Origin of the sequence: Pseudoprevotella muciniphila (assembly GCF_003265305.2) — a bacterium.
GTDB classification, from domain to species: Bacteria; Bacteroidota; Bacteroidia; order Bacteroidales; family Bacteroidaceae; genus Alloprevotella; species Alloprevotella muciniphila.
The window spans coordinates 263,996-281,493 of record NZ_CP033459.1; the positions used below are offsets into that span (position 1 = coordinate 263,996).

Sequence of the window (17,498 nt, forward strand, 5' to 3'; positions counted from 1 at the left end):
GAAATAGTTTGTAATTTTGCACCGCATTTACAGAAATGCCTTAAGATTTCACATCGCGGAGTGGAGCAGTTGGTAGCTCGCCAGGCTCATAACCTGGAGGTCATTGGTTCGAGTCCAATCTCCGCAACTATATAGCAACGTCTCAGTTGCTATTTTTTTTGGATAAATTTTACAAATACAATCATTCAAATTTTGTACTTACACGTCAAAACACTAATTTTGCAAATTGTTTAAAATAAGGTATGTTTTGTCTGTTATTCAGACGAAAAATATGAAATAAAGCATAATAAACGACAAAAGAAAACAATAAATAAAATGGATAAAAATACAATTATCGGCATTGTACTGATGGTTCTCGTGCTCGTAGGGTTTAGTTATTTTAATACTCCCAGCGAAGAAGAAGTCAAGCAGCAGAAAGAGCGTGTGGAGCGTCAGCAAAAGGAAGCAGAAGAGGCTAAAAAGGCTGCACTTGCGCAAAAAGCGAAACAAACACAGGTTGTGGCAGTTGACACCACTTCCATCTTCAGGAATGCAGTGACTGGTGATGCAACCCCCGTTGTCCTGGAGAATAAGGAAATCAAGGTAAGCATCAATCCAAAGGGTGGCAACATCACGCGTGTGGAACTGAAGAATTACAAGAATTATCAGGATTTCAATAATGGCAAACAGGATGCCTCGTTGCTCCTTTACAATGATTCAACTACTGAAATAAAACTGGAGTATCAACTTGGGGGCAAGCGCTTCTTCGCCGGCGACTACTACTTCAAACCCGAAAACCTTACCAAGAATAGCGTAGACATGGTGCTTGCCGATGAAACAGGCACACGCAGACTCGTCTATACATACAAATTGAAAGCCGACGATTCTTTCCTCATAGATTTCAACATCCATGCGGAGAACATGAAGGCAGACCTTGGCGAGGGTATAGCCATCACTTGGCAAGACACTGTGAAACAGCAGGAAAAGGGCTGGTACTTCGAAAACAGGTATTCCACGCTGACCTACAAAGACACCAAAGAAGGCACAGAAGTGCTCAACGAAGTGGGTAATGATGAAGAAACAGCAGAAAATGACGTGGACTGGATTGCCTTCAAGAACCAGTATTTCAGTAGTGTGTTGCTCAGCGAGCAGCCTATGAAGAAAGGTGTCTTCGAAAGCAAGGAAATGGCAGAAAATTCTGGTAAACTGAAACATTTCAGAGCGACAGCCCAGATACCATTCGACCCAAGTAATGCTAAAGGTACACAGTTGCAATACTATTTCGGTCCGAACAAATACCTCTATCTTCGGTCTCTTGACGCAGACCTCTTAGGCGAAAAGTCGCAGGACCTTGAAGAACTTGTAGATCTCGGATGGCCACTCTTCAAGTGGATAAACCGCTTCTTTACGGTTTATGTGTTCGACTGGCTGACTAAACTCGGACTACACATGGCACTCGTACTCCTGCTTATCACCATTCTTCTGCGCGTCATCGTGTACTATCCCAACAAGAAGAGTTACCTGAGCAGTGCAAAGATGCGTGTGTTGAAACCAAAGGTGGACGAACTGAATGCCAAGTATCCCAACAAGGAGGATGCCATGAAGAAGCAACAGGAGATGATGACCCTCTACAGCCAGTATGGCGTCAGTCCGATGGGAGGTTGCCTACCTATGCTCATACAGATGCCTATCTGGATTGCAATGTTCAACTTCGTGCCGAACGCTTTCGAACTCCGTCAGCAGAGTTTCCTTTGGGCAGAAGACCTCTCTACATACGATAGTGTCATCTCTTGGGGGTCAGACGTATGGCTCATTGGCGACCACCTGAGCCTGTTCTGTCTGCTGTTCTGCGTAACGAATGTGGTGTATAGCCTTATCATGATGCGCCAGCAGCAGTCCACTATGAGCAGCGAACAGCAACAGCAGATGAAAATCATGCAATGGATGATGCTCCTTATGCCAGTGTTCTTCTTCTTCATGTTCAATAAGTACAGTTCCGGTCTGAACTTCTACTACTTTATCTCCCTGCTCTTCGGTGCGCTTACCATGTGGTATCTGCGCCGTTCGACCGATGATGCCAAATTGCTCGCAGAACTCGAAGCCAACTACAAGAACAACAAGAACAACCCAGAGAAGCGACCTACTGGTATGGCTGCACGCCTTGCTAAACTTCAGGAACAGCAGGAAGAACTGCGCAAAAAACAAGCAGAAATCAATAAACGCAAAGAAAAAAAATAAATTATTGTGAATATAAAGTCATTATTAGCAACAGTCCTAATCACAACTATCGTTTTGAACACCGACGCGCAGACATTTATCGGAAAGCAGACACCAGAGATGACTTCTGACAGAATGACGCCCGAAGTGCTCTGGAGTATGGGACGTATCGGGACGTTCAATGTGTCGCCTGATGGCAACACTGCCGTTTACACGGTAACTTATTACAGTGTGGAACAGAACAAGAGCCATAGCGTGATTTATGTGCTCAATCTTAATTCCAAGGCACAGACACTTCTCACCACCAGCCCTAAGAGCGAGTATTCTCCCGTATTTATCAAGAACGGACAGAAAATAGCATACCTCACAGCAGAGAGTGGTACATCACAACTCTGGGAGATGAATGTTGACGGTACGGACAAGCGTCAGATTTCGTTCGAAAAGGATGACATATCAGAATTCCTTTTTTCGCCTGATGAGAAACTGCTAATTCTCATAAAAGAAGTAGAAACAGACGCATCTATTGCTAAGAACGACAGCGACTTACCCAAGGCATCAGGCATGGTAATAAACAATCTGATGTACAAGCACTGGGACACGTATGTTAAGAGTATTCCGCATCCTTTCGTGGCACGTTTCAATGGCGACAGAATAGAAGATAGCACAGATATTCTGGAAGGTGAGCCATACGAATGTCCCATGATGCCTTTCGGTGGTATCGAGCAGTTGTCATGGAGCCCGGATTCAAAGTCGATTGCCTATACTTGCCGCAAGAAGACGGGTAAGGCTTACGCCATCAGCACAGACAGCGACATTTTCCTCTACGACATTGCCACGAAGTCTGTGAAAAACCTCTGCAAACAAGCAGACTGGACAGAACAGCCATGCGACACCACGATGTCGCTGGAACATCAGGCAGTCAATCATCAGCAGAAAGACAACAACGTGGGTTATGACCAAAATCCTGCCTTCTCGCCCGATGGTCAGCGCATTGCCTGGCTCTCCATGGAACGCGACGGCTACGAAAGCGACCGCACAAGGCTCTGTGTATATGAATTTGCAACAGGCAACAAGACTTACGTTACTGAAAAGTTCGAGAGTGGAGTAGATCAGTTCCTCTGGATGCCTAATTCCAAGAACTTATGTTTCTCAGGTGTGTGGCATGGCAAGACACAGATTTACACTACAAATCTCAAAGGCGACGTCAAACCGCTGACGGACGAAGTGGCAGACTTCTCGCTCGTGAGTCTGGCACCAAACGGTAAAGACATCTTCTGCAAGAAGCACTCCATGAAACAAGCAGATGAAGTGTATTTGCTGAAAGGAAACAAACTTGAACAAATCACGTTTGAGAACAAGCACATCTACGACCGCCTCACGATGGGTAATGTGGAAGAACGCTGGGTCGCTACTACCGACGGTAAGAAAGAACTCTGCTGGGTGATTTATCCGCCGCATTTCGATGCCACGAAAAAATATCCCGCCCTCCTGTTCTGCGAAGGCGGTCCGCAGTCACCCGTCAGTCAGTTCTGGAGTTACAGATGGAACTTCCAGATAATGGCTGCGAATGACTATATCATCATAGCGCCAAACCGACGTGGTCTGCCCGGTTTCGGCATGGAATGGCTTGAACAGATAAGTGGCGACTATTCGGGACAATGTATGCAGGATTACCTTTCCGCTATTGACGACCTGAAGAAAGAACCATACGTCGATGAAGAGCATCTTGGTGCCGTAGGTGCAAGTTTCGGCGGCTACAGTGTATATTGGCTTGCAGGAAACCACGACAAGCGCTTCAAGGCATTCATAGCGCACGACGGCATATACAACACACAACAGCAATATGTAGAAACAGAAGAAATGTGGTTTCCTAATTGGGACCTCAAGTCTGCACCATGGATTAAAAATGCCGAAGGACAGATGCAAAAGGCATTCAGGGAAAGTCCGCATCTGTATGTAGATAAATGGGACACACCGATCCTCTGCATACATGGTCAGAGAGATTTTCGTATAGAATACACGCAGGCAGAAAGTGCCTTCAGTGCCGCACGCCTTCGCGGAATACCTGCTCAGTTGTTGCTTTTCCCCGACGAAAATCATTGGGTGCTAAAACCACAAAATGGAATACTTTGGCAACGCACATTCTTCCGCTGGCTCGACCGCTGGCTCAAACCTGATAATAAATAATCATAATAATATAGAACTAAAATGGCAAATTCAAACTTGAAAACATTACGCGATTCTGCAGCTATGCGGTGGATAGCACTGCTTCTGCTTGCTCTCGCGATGTTCTGTTCCTACATCTTTATGGACATCCTTTCGCCCATCAAGGACCTGATGTTAAGTCAACGAGGGTGGGATTCTACTGCTTTTGGAACAATGCAAGGTGCAGAAACGTTCCTCAATGTGTTTGTGTTCTTCCTTATCTTTGCAGGAATAATTCTTGATAAGATGGGGGTAAGATTTACAGCTCTTCTTTCTGGAGCTGTAATGCTTGTTGGTGCATTAATTAAATATTATGCAATAGCCGATACTTTTATAGGTAGCGATATCGAAAAGTGGTTTACAGAGAATCTCAATTATATACCAGGTCTTGATGAACTTGGTGTGTCGCCATTCTATAAAGGTATGCCAGCCTCTGCTAAAGTAGCTGCAATTGGTTTTATGATTTTCGGATGTGGAGTAGAAATGGCAGGTATTACTGTTAGCCGTGGTATAGTAAAATGGTTCAAGGGACGTGAAATGGCTCTTGCAATGGGCTCTGAAATGGCTCTTGCACGTCTTGGAGTTGCAACCTGTATGATTTTCTCACCTTTCTTTGCAAAATTAGGCGGAAATGTAAGTGTTTCACGTTCTGTTGCCTTCGGCGTTGTACTACTTATGATTGCACTCATCATGTTTATAGTCTATTTCTTTATGGATAAAAAACTTGATGAACAAACAGGTGAAGCAGAGGAAAAAGATGGTCCATTCAAAGTAAGCGACATAGGACAAATCCTATCTTCAAGTGGATTCTGGCTTGTAGCACTACTTTGTGTACTTTACTATTCAGCAATTTTCCCCTTCCAGAAGTATGCTGTAAACATGCTCCAATGCAACCTCCACCTGACAACACCAGAAAAGGGTAGTTTCTGGGCGGATGATTCTGTTACTATCGTGCAGTACGTCATCATGCTTATTGTTGCTGCAGCAGGATTTGCAAGCAACTTTATGAAGAAAAAAGACCTTAAGTACGCAATGCTTGTAGTGTCTATAATATCGTTATTAGTATATTGCTATATGGGATATATGCGACAGTCTGCAGAAGCAATCTTTGCGGTCTTCCCACTCTTGGCTGTGCTTATAACACCTATTCTTGGAAATTATGTGGATCATAAAGGAAAGGCTGCATCAATGTTAATACTTGGCTCTTTATTACTCATTGCTTGCCACCTTACTTTTGCCTTCGTGCTTCCGCTTTGCGGAAATTCACCTGTTGGAGGTGTCGTAATCGCTTATATCACGATTTTAGTTCTTGGAGCCAGTTTCTCTCTCGTTCCAGCCTCATTGTGGCCAAGTGTACCAAAGCTTGTTGAACCAAAAATTATAGGTTCTGCTTATGCACTTATCTTCTGGATTCAGAATATTGGTTTGTGGCTCTTTCCTCTTCTCATTGGTAAAGTGCTTGAAGGTACAAATCCAGAATTAGCGGCAAAGATAAAGGCCATTAAAGAGACAACTAAACATGCAGTTGAAGCAGGCAATATGACAATTCAGGAAGCGAACGCACAAGTCGCTGCCGTTTCTGAAAATGTGGCAGTATCTTATAACTACACATGGCCACTCGTTATGCTTGCAGCACTCGGAGTTGCTGCGTTCTTCCTAGGTCTGTTACTAAAAGCCGTAGATAAGAAAAAAGGTATTGGTCTTGAAGAGCCTAATATCAAATAATTAAATTTTTATTTAGATTTTCATCCTGCTTGAATACCAATTTCTAAGCAGGATGAAATTTTATTTCTGAAAAATTATCACTAAAAATTTGTTATTATTAAAATAAGTGCTACTTTTGCACCGCGTTTGACAAACAACCGCATCCTAAATTTAAGGAGGAAGTGTGGGTGAGTGGCTGAAACCACCAGTTTGCTAAACTGACGTGCGGGTTACCGTACCGGGGGTTCGAATCCCCCCGCTTCCGCGAAAGAATTAACTCTGGCATTTTGTCAGAGTTTTTTGTGCCTTATTGTAATCTTATTTTTAATAAATTCCGAAATTGCTTTGTTTGTTTTAGAAAAAGTGATTATTTTCGCAGTTGTCAATCTATTAAACAATTTTCAATATAACGACATGAAAAAATACAATTTCGGTGCGGGACCATCTATCCTCCCGCAAGAAGTGATGAAAGCAACATCTGATGCATGTGTTGACTTCAATGGCATCGGTCTTTCACTGATGGAAATCAGCCACCGATCAAAGGACTGGCAGGTCATTATGGACGAAATCGACGTACTGTTCAAGGAAACACTCGGTGTGCCCGAAGGCTACTCAGTTATTTTTCTCGGCGGCGGTGCAAGTCTGGAATTCTGCATGGTACCTTACAATTTCCTCGAGAAGAAGGCTGCCTATCTGAACACAGGTGTTTGGGCAAAGAAGGCCATGAAGGAAGCAAAACTCTTCGGTGAAGTAGTAGAAGTGGCTTCATCTGCTGATGCCAACTATACATTCATACCAAAAGATTTTGAAGTGCCTGCTGATGCTGACTATTTCCACATCACGACGAACAACACTATCTATGGTACAGAACTTCGCAAGGATCTCGACAGCCCCGTGCCACTTATTGCCGACATGTCGAGCGACATCTTCTCTCGACCTGTTGATGTCAGCAAATATGGCATGATTTATGGTGGTGCACAGAAGAACCTTGCTATGGCAGGTGTTACTTTCGTAGTAGTGAAGAACGAACTTCTCGGCAAAGTTAGCCGCCAGATTCCTACAATGCTCGACTATCGCACACATATCGACAAAGGGTCTATGTTCAATACCCCGCCTGTAGTACCCATCTATAGTGCATATCAGAACCTGAAATGGATACAGCGTCAGGGTGGTGTAGAAGCCATGGCAAAACGTGCTGCCGATCGCGCTGAAGTTGTTTACGGTGAAATAGACCGCAACCGCCTGTTCAAGGGTACGGCTAACGAAGAGGACCGCTCATACATGAACATCTGCTTCGTGATGAACGACGAGTACAAAGACCTTGAGAAAGACTTCCTCGAATTCGCTCTTGGCAAAGGTATGGTAGGTCTTAAGGGACACCGCAGCGTAGGTGGTTTCCGTGCATCTTGCTACAACGCTATGCCTATCGAAGGTGCGAAAGCACTTGTAGAAGTGATGAAGGAATTTGAAGCAAAACATTAAGACATCACAACCATGAAAGTATTAGTAGCAACTGAAAAGCCTTTTGCTGCAGCCGCAGTGGACGGTATTCGTCAGGAAACAGAAGCAGCGGGCAACGAACTGGTGCTTCTTGAGAAATACACCGAAAAGGCACAACTTCTCGAAGCAGTGAAGGACGCCGATGCACTCATCATACGTTCAGACAAAGTAGATGCAGAAGTGCTCGAAGCCGCTAAACAGTTGAAGATCGTAGTTCGCGCAGGTGCAGGTTTCGACAATGTTGACCTTGCTGCTGCAACGGCAAAGAAGGTCGTAGTGGAAAACACTCCTGGTCAGAACTCAAACGCTGTAGCAGAACTTGTGTTCGGCATGTTGGTTTATGCTGTCCGCAACTTCTATAACGGCAAGGCAGGAACAGAACTTTTGGGCAAGAAACTGGGTATCCTTGCTTTCGGCAATGTAGGCCGTAACGTGGCACGCATAGCGAAGGGCTTTGGTATGGATGTTTATGCATACGATGCATACTGCCCTGCAGAAGTCATTGAAAGTGCTGGTGTGCATGCCGTTGCTAATCAGGAAGAACTCTTTGAATTGTGCGACGTTGTTTCACTGCATATTCCCGCAACGCCTGAAACCAAACAGAGCATCAACTACGACCTCGTAGGCAAGATGCGTAAGGGTGGCATTCTCGCCAATACTGCACGCAAAGATGTGATTGATGAGCCAGGGCTTATCAAACTGATGCAGGAACGCCCTGACTTGAAGTATGTAACGGATATCAAACCCGACGCAGATGCTGAATTTGCACAACTCGAGGGTCGCTATTTCAGTACACCTAAAAAGATGGGTGCGCAGACTCAGGAGGCAAACATCAATGCAGGTATCGCTGCAGCAAAGCAGATCACGGCATTCTTCAAGGATGGTTGCACAAAATTCCAGGTGAACAAGTAATTGTGATGGTTCGGGAAACTGCTGTTTACGCAATTCTTCCCGAACCATTTTTGTTTTTCTCTTAAAAATCAATCTCGTGGCTACAGTAAAACCATTCAAAGGCATACGTCCGCCAAAAGATTTGGTGGAAAAGGTAGAGAGTCGCCCATACGATGTTCTCGAATCGGAAGAAGCACGCCTAGAAGCCGAAGGCAATGAAATGTCGCTCTATCACATCATAAAGCCTGAAATAGATTTTGAACCAGGAACAAGTGAATATGACCCACGTGTCTATGAAAAGGCTGCGGAGAATTTCCAGATGTTCCAAGATAAAGGCTGGCTCGTGCAGGACGAAAAAGAATCGTACTATATCTATGCACAGACCATGAACGGCAAGACACAGTATGGTCTCGTCGTAGGTGCTTTCGTGCCGGACTACATGAACGGCATCATCAAGAAGCACGAACTGACACGTCGAGACAAGGAAGAAGACCGCATGAAACATGTTCGCGTGAATAATGCCAACATAGAGCCCGTTTTCTTCGCTTATCCCGACAACACTGTGCTTGACAGCCTGATTAACAAATATGCTGTAACAGTACCGGAATATGACTTCATTGCACCTATTGATGGTTTCCGTCATCAGTTCTGGGTAGTAGAAAACGATGACGACATCGCACTTATTACACGTGAATTTGCAAAAATGCCTGCCCTGTATATTGCAGATGGACACCATCGCAGTGCTGCAGCGGCTCTCGTTGGCGCTGAAAAGGCAAGCCAGAATCCAAATCATAATGGTACAGAAGAGTATAACTACTTCATGGCTGTTTGTTTCCAAGCTTCACAGCTGACCATTCTTGATTACAATCGTGTGGTACGCGACCTCAATGGCATGACAGAAGAAGAGTTCCTCAAGGCACTCGAAAAGAATTTCATCGTCTGCGAAAAAGGCACGGATGAATACCGTCCGAATGCCCTTCACGAGTTCTCGCTCTATATCGGTGGAAAATGGTATAGCCTAACTGCCAAGGCAGGTACATACGACGAAAGCGACCCGATAGGTGTGCTTGACGTGGATATTTCTTCCCGACTTATCCTCGACGAACTCTTAGACATCAAAGACCTCAGAAGCAGCAAACGCATCGACTTTGTCGGAGGACTGCGCGGTCTGGGAGAACTTAAGCGCCGTGTGGACAGCGGAGAGATGAAAATGGCACTTGCCTTATATCCTGTAACAATGCAGCAAATCATGGATATCGCAGACAGCGGCAAAATCATGCCGCCAAAAGCCACATGGTTTGAACCGAAACTACGCAGCGGACTGGTTATCCATAAATTGTCATAGTTGACAGTTGAAAGTTAGCAGTTAACAGTTAATCATTAATAGTAGAGAGTTGATAGTTGAGGATTTTTCGCTTTTATGGCGAAGTCCGGACTATCAACTCTCAACTTTTTTTACTTTCAACTATGCTGCAACACCGTTGCAGCCCCATTCATTAACCGCTAAAACACAAAATTTCTGAAGTCATTGAAAATGGCAAAGGCCATCAGGAGCAGGATAAGCGTGATACCTACGTATTCAGCGTATGTCATGAATTTGTCGCTTGGTTTGCGTCGTGTTACCATCTCGAAGAGAAGGAACAGGACATGGCCGCCGTCAAGGGCAGGAATGGGCAGGACGTTCATGAAAGCAAGAATGATGCTGATGAAAGCCGTCATCTCCCAGAAACGCATCCAGTCCCATGAAGCAGGGAACAGGCTGCCGATAGCACCAAAACTGCCCACACTCTTTGCGCCGTCAGCCGTAAATACGTATTTAAGACTCAAGACGTAGTATTTCAGCGTTTTCCATCCATATTCAATACCTGCGGGAATGGCTTCAATCAGCCCGTATTCACGTGCAGTCTTGTATTGCATATACTTCTGCGGAAGTTGGCGGAACACACCCATCTGATAGTTCTCGTTGAGCGCGAAGTTGGTCAGAGAGTCTACAGTGCCGTCTGCATGCTGAACGACCAGACTTACGTTCCTCAATTTGACGCTGTCTTCCTGTGTTGTAACTGTAGCCAATTTGTCCGCAATAATCGTACGTATGCTATCAATTTCGTTCCATGTAGAAACCTGAACACCATTGTATGCCACAATCTTGTCGCCCACGTGCATCTTACCGCTTTTCGCTGCAGGTTCGTTTGCTGCCATGCTGTCTATGACTGCCGGTTCGAGCAGAGTGATGAATGGTGGGTGTTTCTTTGCCATTTCAAGCATGTTCAGGTCGCCGGGAAGAGTAATGCTCACTTCTTTTCCGCCGCGCAGAACAGTGGCAGATGTTGCGCTGGTCAGGTCCTGATAGATGAACGTGATGTTCTTGCGGTCGAAACGGTCTATCTTATTCCTGTTTGTGCCAATCAGTATGTCGCCGTCCTGAAATCCGAGTGCCTTTGCCTCTGTATTGAATTTGAAACCGTGCTCGTATTTTTCAATAGGCACATAACTGTCGCCCCAGACGAACAAAATCATCGCATAAATAAATAATGCTACAAGGAAGTTTACAATGACTCCGCCCAACATGATCAGCAGTCGCTGCCAAGCAGGTTTCGCACGGAACTCCCATGGGTGCACTTCTTCGCTTAAGTCCGACGCTTTCTGTGTCTCGTCCACCATGCCGTCTATCTGTACGTAACCGCCGAGGGGCACCCAGCCCAGAACATACGTGGTATGACTTTTCTTAGGCTTAAATTTCAGGAGACTGAACCACGGGTCGAAGAACAGAGCGAATTTCTTTACTCTTACCTTGAAGAGCCTTGCCATGAGAAAGTGTCCGCCTTCGTGGAGAAACACGAGAAGTGACAGGCACAAGATGAGTTGCAAAGCCCTTATCAAAAATGTTTCCATCGGTTTTAATCGTTTTTTTTCTAATTCTTATTTAGTTGTTTCTTTTCTGTTTTATTGACAGAATTCTTCTGCAATGCGACGCGCTTCGACATCAGTGTCATAATAAGTGTCGAGGGTGGGAGTTGCAGAGAATGTGGCTGTCTGCATTGTAATCTCCAGCACTTCCGAAAGTTTCGGGAAGCTGATGCGACCTTCACGGAATGCCAGGTTTGCCACTTCGTTTGCAGCATTAAGAATACAGGGCATGTTACCACCCTTATGCGCAGCATTATACGCCAGTTTCAACGGGCGGAAACGCTCGAAATCAGGATGTTCGAAATGAAGTGCACCAATATCGAACAAGTTGAGGCGGCTGGCTTCGAGATGCAGCCTGTCAGGGTAGGACAGGGCATATTGAATGGGGAGACGCATGTCGGGTACACCGAGTTGTGCCTTCACGCTACCATCCTCAAACTGCACGGCTGAATGAATGATGCTTTCAGGGTGTACCACCACTTCTATTTTATCCGGCGACACGCCAAACAACCATTTTGCTTCTATCATTTCAAAGCCCTTGTTCATCATAGTGGCGGAATCTATCGTAATTTTTGCCCCCATTGACCAATTAGGGTGTTTCAGTGCCTGTTCTGACGTAACGTGTGCCAATTCTTCTTGTCCGAGATTTCTGAATGGACCGCCACTTGCTGTGAGCAGGATTTTTTCAATCTTGTTCTTCCCTTCGCCCGTCAACGACTGAAAAATCGCAGAATGTTCGCTGTCAACAGGTAGTATGGGTGCTTTGTTCTTCCATGCCAACCCCGTTACAAGTTCACCTGCAACGACAAGTGTTTCCTTATTGGCGAGCGCAATAGTCTTGCCTGCTTTTATGGCAGAAATGGTTGAAGGAAGACCAGCAAAGCCAACAAGTGCTGCTATGACGACATCCACAGAAGGCATTTCTACAACATCGCAAAGCGCCTGAGAACCGGCATATACCTTGATGGGCAAATCTGACAATGCTTCGCTCACATAGTCGTATTTGCTTTCATTGGCTATGACTACTGCGTCAGGCTTAAACTCCCTGGCTTGAGAAATGAGCAAATCGGCATTATTGTTGGCGGTAAGAACACGTGCCTCGAAAAGGTCGCTATGCTGGCGAATAACGTCGAGCGACTGTGTGCCTATTGAACCCGTTGAACCAATTATTGCAATTTTCTTCATGTTTTACTGTTGTCGTTGCTTAGTTGAGGTCGAGCAATCCTTCTGCTATGATTAGTTTAACGAAGCGCTTTTTGTGGTCACATTCCAAGATCAGGTCCTCGTGGAGCGGGAGCAATGCCGTTTTGCCTGATGGTTGTTCAACGGTTATGACAATGTTGTCGTTCCTGTCGTCAACGTGAATGATTTCACCGATATGCTCCTCATTTTGCCCCGTCACGCTATAGCCTTCAAATGCTTTCCAGGAAAGCAGGTGTGTTTCGTCCGTGGCAACCTTGCTAAAGGGATAGAACACATTGCAACCCACATATTGTGATGCCTCTTTCTCATTGCTGATTCCATCGAACATGACAATTATGGTCGTATGGTTCTTAAAGCGATATTCCTCCCAAAAGAACGGCACGAGAATACCATCAATCTCAAGCACGAAATATTCTGCATTCCCATCATCGAAGGCATCGTTGATACATTCCATTTCAACTTCGCCTTTGATGCCACGCGTTCTGGTGATTTTGCCAATCTTGAATACTTCGTCGCTTCTTATCATATCCGGTAGTCTTCAAATGCTGATGCAGAAAAAGTGCTATCGCTGACGGCTGATTCTCGCTCCGAGCGCATTCAGCCTTTGCTCTATTTCCTGATATCCACGGTCTATTTGCTCAACGTTGTCTATGCGGCTTATGCCGTCGGCGCTCAGTGCTGCAATGAGCAATGCAATACCTGCCCTGATGTCGGGAGAAACCATGCGGCGCGCACGAAGTTGCAACTGTTTGTTATGCCCCACGACAACGGCTCTGTGCGGGTCGCAGAGGATAATCTGAGCACCCATGTCGATAAGTTTGTCCACAAAGAACAGGCGGCTCTCAAACATTTTCTGATGGAACAGCACAGAACCTTTCGCCTGACTTGCCACGACTATCAGCACACTCAGCAGGTCAGGTGTAAGTCCGGGCCAAGGTGAGTCTGCCAATGTCATGAACGACCCGTCAATGAACGATTCTATTTCGTATTCGTCTTGCTTTGGAATATAGATGTCATCGCCACGATGTTCCATCTTGATTCCAAGACGTTTGAATGCGTAGGGAATAATTCCAAGATTTTCGTAAGAAACGTTCTTGATAGTGATGCCGTTGCCCACCATGGCTGCAATGCCGATAAAACTACCGATTTCTATCATGTCGGGCAGCACGGTGTGTTCTGTGCCTCCAAGCCGCATCACACCATTGATGGTAAGAAGGTTTGAACCGATTCCTTTGATGTCTGCACCCATCCTGACGAGCATCTTGCAGAGTTGCTGAACGTAAGGCTCGCAGGCTGCATTGTATATAGTTGTCTCGCCTTCAGCCAGTACGGCAGCCATGATGATGTTAGCCGTTCCTGTTACAGACGCTTCATCGAGCAGGATGTAGTTGCCTTTGAGATGCTCGCGCTCCGCCTTTATCTCGTAGATAGAGTCGATGGGGTTATAACTCGACACAGCGCCCAGTTTCATGAAACCGAAGAAGTGGGTGTCGAGACGCCTGCGCCCGATCTTGTCGCCACCAGGCTTGGGCACCGTTGCCCTGCCATAACGTGCGAGCAACGGACCTGTCATCAGCACACTGCCTCTCAGGCGCGTGCATCGCTCAAGATATTCATCGCTTTTCATGAACTCCAGATTGAGTTCGTTTGCCTGAAATGTAGCATCACCGCGACCATTGTGAGTCACCTTGACACCCATATCGATGAGCAGGCGTATCAGGTTGTTGACATCCAGAATTTCAGGAATGTTTTTTATGCGTACTGGTTCGGACGTGAGGAGTGTTGCACAAATCACCTGCAAAGCCTCATTCTTCGCACCTTGGGGAGTTATCTCGCCCTGAAGTTCATGTCCGCCTTCTATGATGAATGATGCCATGTTTTTATTTCTTTTTCTGATTTTGGTTGGACTGTTGTGTCTTCTTGAATTCGCTTAGTCGATGTTTTCTTACGTCTATCTTCAAAGCGCCATCGCTTAGATTTTCCAAATCGTATGCCACCTTTTCGTCGCTCACACCGTCGCCTTTCCATTCTACCAAGTGGCGCTTCATCCTGTTGGCAAGAAACAGTGTCAGTTCTTCGCGTTCAGGACCGCCTTCCATCTCCGACACCTGTTTTATCCAGCGTTCTATGATGTTGCCGTAGTGTCTCATTCTGATGCCATGTGCAGGGTAAGCCACCTTAGGCGCCTCTGTCTTTTCTTCCTGATGTTGTATCTCGTATGGATAGTCTATGTCGAGTTGGTAATCTGTCATGAGTGCCAGATGGTCCCAGAGTTTACGCTCGTTATCAGGATTGTTTTTCGTCTGAGGATTGAGGTTGCGCATCAGGTGGATTATCAGTTGCGCGTAAGCACGTCTGTCGTCGCGGTTTTCTATAGAAACGGCTTGTCGTGCCATCTGCTGAATATTGCGCCCATATTCGGGTAGCACTAATTTTTCTCTGGTGGTATTATATTCCATATTATATAATTGTCGTATTTATTTGTCCTTGCGTAAAGCACTTAAAACCGATTTGGGCTGTCCTGGCACGAATTGCTTGAGGTAATATGGCTCAAAGTAAGCCACATCTTCAAAATGCTCACGCACAAATGCTTGCTCTGCCAATGGGAACATGTGTTTTGCCTTGGGAACGATGCCTTCAATGAAATGCGCATTAGCATGATTGATAAGAGACTGGCATTTCTTTGCACCATCGCCGAAGAAATAGACCGGGTGCTCAGTCAGTTCTTCCTTAAAACTGTCGGCTGTGATGACCTCAGCACATATCGGACGCATCTCTTTTAGTGATCTGTCGTAAATGCAGGAATAAACTTCCATCCTGCGTGCGTCAATCATTGGGCAGAGCCAGGCATCTTCAGGCAGTTCGTCGCGCAGCAGGATAGGCACGCACATCACTTTCAGTGTGGGAAGAGCAATTAGTTTCAGGTCGCGGGCATAGCAAATGCCTTTTGCTACACTCACACCGATACGCAGCCCAGTGTACGAACCTGGTCCCATGCTTACTGCTACGGCATCCAATGGTATGGCATGACTGTCTGCAAAGGAAATGGCTTCGTCAGCATAAGGCGCTACCAAACGGGCATGGTTGCGCTCCTCTGTACTCTCCTGCTTGAAAATGCATGCGCCGTTCTCACTCAGTGCTACAGAACAAATGTCAGTAGATGTTTCTATGTGCAATATACAAGACATATCAATTTGCAAAGATAACACAAAAAAATAAAATAATTCCACTTTCATTGATACTCCGTTGAAAAAGAAATTCTCCAAAACAGTTGCTATTTCAATGGCATTTGCGTAATTTTGCGTTTCAAAATAAATATAAGCGCATTATTATGGCAAAAGAACTCAAAAACCTCACAAAAAGGAGTGAAAACTATTCTCAGTGGTATAATGAACTCGTTGTAAAGGCGGACCTTGCTGAACAAAGCGACGTGCGCGGATGTATGGTCATCAAGCCGTACGGATATGCCATCTGGGAAAAAATACAGCAGGAACTCGACAAGAAATTCAAGGAGACAGGCGTGCAGAATGTGTATTTCCCCTTGCTGATACCAAAATCCTTCCTTTCGAAAGAGGCAGAACATGTGGAAGGCTTTGCCAAGGAATGCGCCGTGGTGACTCACTATCGACTGAAAGCCAATGAAGATGGCGATGGCGTAGTGGTTGACCCTGCGGCAAAACTTGAAGAAGAACTCATCATACGCCCGACGAGCGAGACGACCATCTGGAATACATACAGGAAGTGGATCCATTCATGGCGCGACCTGCCTGTGCTTTGCAACCAGTGGTGCAACGTGATGCGCTGGGAGATGCGTACGCGTCTGTTCCTGCGCACAAGCGAATTCCTCTGGCAGGAAGGCCATACCGCCCATGCCACACGCGAAGAAGCAGAAGAGCGCACCAAGCAGATGATACATGTCTATGCCGATTTCGTGGAGAACTATATGGCAATTCCTCTCGTTGTAGGCGTGAAGAGTGCCACAGAACGCTTCGCTGGTGCACTGGATACCTATACCATCGAGGCAATGATGCAAGACGGAAAGGCACTACAGAGTGGTACGAGCCATTTCCTCGGACAAAACTTCGGAAAGGCGTTCAATGTGCAGTTTGTAGATAAGGAAAACAAACTCGACTATGCCTGGGCAACAAGTTGGGGTGTAAGCACGCGTCTCATGGGAGCACTCGTGATGACACACAGCGATGACAACGGACTCGTACTGCCTCCGAACCTTGCACCCATACAGGTGGTAATCGTTCCTATTTACAAAGGTGACGAAAAGGCTATCTTCGACGAAAAACTTGGCGCACTTGCTGACCGACTGCGGAAGATGGGCGTCAGTGTGAAATATGACAATGCCGACAACAAGCGTCCTGGCTTCAAATTTGCAGACTACGAACTGAAAGGTGTGCCCGTGCGCTTGGTGATGGGTGGCAACGACCTCAAGAACGGCACCATCGAGGTAATGCGTCGCGATACTCTCGAAAAGGAAACGCGCGACTTTGAAGGCATTGAAGAATACGTAAAACAACTACTCGACGAAATACAAAAGAATATCTTCAAAAAAGCGAAAGACTATCTTGACAGTCATATCTACGAGTGTAACGACTACGAAGACTTCAAGAAACGTATCGTTGACGGTGGATTCTTCCTCTGCCCCTGGGACGGCACTGCCGAAACGGAGGCAAAAATCAAGGAAGAAACGCAAGCCACAGTGCGCTGCATTCCTTTCGGATATGACCAGAGCAATCCAGGCACAGACATGGTAAGCGGAAAACCCGCTACATGCAAAGCCATCATAGCAAGAAGTTATTAGAGTTGATAGTTGACGGTTTTCAGGGTATTCAGAATATTCAGATTATTCGGAACATTCAGAATACTCTGAATTTTTATTA

13 protein-coding genes and 2 tRNA genes are annotated in these 17,498 nt (G+C 45.8%); 9 read left to right on the top strand and 6 right to left on the bottom strand.

All coding sequences use genetic code 11. From position 1 onward, the window contains the following. Positions 1 to 54 precede the first annotated feature (54 nt). From C7Y71_RS01090 to C7Y71_RS01125, 8 genes are all read left to right on the top strand, one after another. Positions 55 to 127 (top strand) — tRNA-Met (locus tag C7Y71_RS01090). Positions 128 to 315: 188 nt separating this feature from the next. Then, positions 316 to 2,217 (top strand): membrane protein insertase YidC, encoded by a 1,902-nt coding sequence (gene yidC / locus C7Y71_RS01095; protein WP_111897889.1) that lies wholly within the window; start codon positions 316 to 318, stop codon positions 2,215 to 2,217. 12 nt (positions 2,218 to 2,229) lie between these two features. Next, positions 2,230 to 4,383 (top strand): S9 family peptidase, encoded by a 2,154-nt coding sequence (locus C7Y71_RS01100; protein WP_394366619.1) that lies wholly within the window; start codon positions 2,230 to 2,232, stop codon positions 4,381 to 4,383. A gap of 21 nt (positions 4,384 to 4,404) precedes the next feature. Continuing rightward, on the top strand, positions 4,405 to 6,126 hold the full coding sequence (locus C7Y71_RS01105; RefSeq protein WP_111897888.1) for an MFS transporter: 1,722 nt from the start codon (positions 4,405 to 4,407) through the stop codon (positions 6,124 to 6,126). A 157-nt stretch (positions 6,127 to 6,283) separates the two neighbouring features. Continuing rightward, positions 6,284 to 6,370: transfer RNA gene (locus C7Y71_RS01110), tRNA-Ser, on the top strand. Positions 6,371 to 6,519: 149 nt separating this feature from the next. Continuing rightward, positions 6,520 to 7,587, top strand: a complete 1,068-nt coding sequence (gene serC, locus C7Y71_RS01115) for a 3-phosphoserine/phosphohydroxythreonine transaminase (RefSeq protein ID WP_111897887.1) — start codon at positions 6,520 to 6,522, stop codon at positions 7,585 to 7,587. A gap of 12 nt (positions 7,588 to 7,599) precedes the next feature. After that, positions 7,600 to 8,517, top strand: coding sequence for an NAD(P)-dependent oxidoreductase (locus C7Y71_RS01120; protein WP_111897886.1), 918 nt, complete (start codon positions 7,600 to 7,602; stop codon positions 8,515 to 8,517). Positions 8,518 to 8,593: 76 nt separating this feature from the next. Continuing rightward, a complete protein-coding gene (locus C7Y71_RS01125; protein ID WP_111897885.1) occupies positions 8,594 to 9,841 on the top strand; it encodes a DUF1015 domain-containing protein in 1,248 nt (415 codons plus the stop codon). Positions 9,842 to 9,999: 158 nt separating this feature from the next. On the opposite strand, the gene rseP is transcribed toward C7Y71_RS01125, so the two are convergent. Genes rseP through tsaB form a run of 6 tightly spaced genes read right to left on the bottom strand, consistent with a single transcriptional unit; the run spans position 10,000 to position 15,794 of the window. Next, on the bottom strand, positions 10,000 to 11,388 hold the full coding sequence (gene rseP, locus C7Y71_RS01130) for an RIP metalloprotease RseP (protein ID WP_111897884.1): 1,389 nt from the start codon (positions 11,386 to 11,388) through the stop codon (positions 10,000 to 10,002). A gap of 51 nt (positions 11,389 to 11,439) precedes the next feature. After that, positions 11,440 to 12,588, bottom strand: a complete 1,149-nt coding sequence (locus tag C7Y71_RS01135; protein WP_111897883.1) for a 1-deoxy-D-xylulose-5-phosphate reductoisomerase — start codon at positions 12,586 to 12,588, stop codon at positions 11,440 to 11,442. Between the two features lie 19 nt (positions 12,589 to 12,607). Continuing rightward, positions 12,608 to 13,132, bottom strand: a complete 525-nt coding sequence (gene rimM / locus C7Y71_RS01140) for a ribosome maturation factor RimM (RefSeq protein WP_111897882.1) — start codon at positions 13,130 to 13,132, stop codon at positions 12,608 to 12,610. Between the two features lie 36 nt (positions 13,133 to 13,168). Continuing rightward, a complete protein-coding gene (gene murA / locus C7Y71_RS01145) occupies positions 13,169 to 14,482 on the bottom strand; it encodes a UDP-N-acetylglucosamine 1-carboxyvinyltransferase (protein WP_111897881.1) in 1,314 nt (437 codons plus the stop codon). Between the two features lie 4 nt (positions 14,483 to 14,486). Then, positions 14,487 to 15,065 carry a DUF4290 domain-containing protein gene (locus C7Y71_RS01150; RefSeq protein WP_111897880.1) on the bottom strand — a complete coding sequence of 193 codons (579 nt, stop codon included), beginning with the start codon at positions 15,063 to 15,065 and terminating at the stop codon, positions 14,487 to 14,489. Between the two features lie 18 nt (positions 15,066 to 15,083). Next, a complete protein-coding gene (tsaB, locus tag C7Y71_RS01155) occupies positions 15,084 to 15,794 on the bottom strand; it encodes a tRNA (adenosine(37)-N6)-threonylcarbamoyltransferase complex dimerization subunit type 1 TsaB (protein WP_111897879.1) in 711 nt (236 codons plus the stop codon). Between the two features lie 143 nt (positions 15,795 to 15,937). Here tsaB and proS point away from each other — a divergent pair, with 143 nt between their 5' ends. Beyond that, positions 15,938 to 17,419: a proline--tRNA ligase gene (proS, locus tag C7Y71_RS01160; RefSeq protein WP_111897878.1), complete on the top strand. Its 1,482-nt coding sequence runs from the start codon at positions 15,938 to 15,940 to the stop codon at positions 17,417 to 17,419. Positions 17,420 to 17,498: the final 79 nt, after the last annotated feature.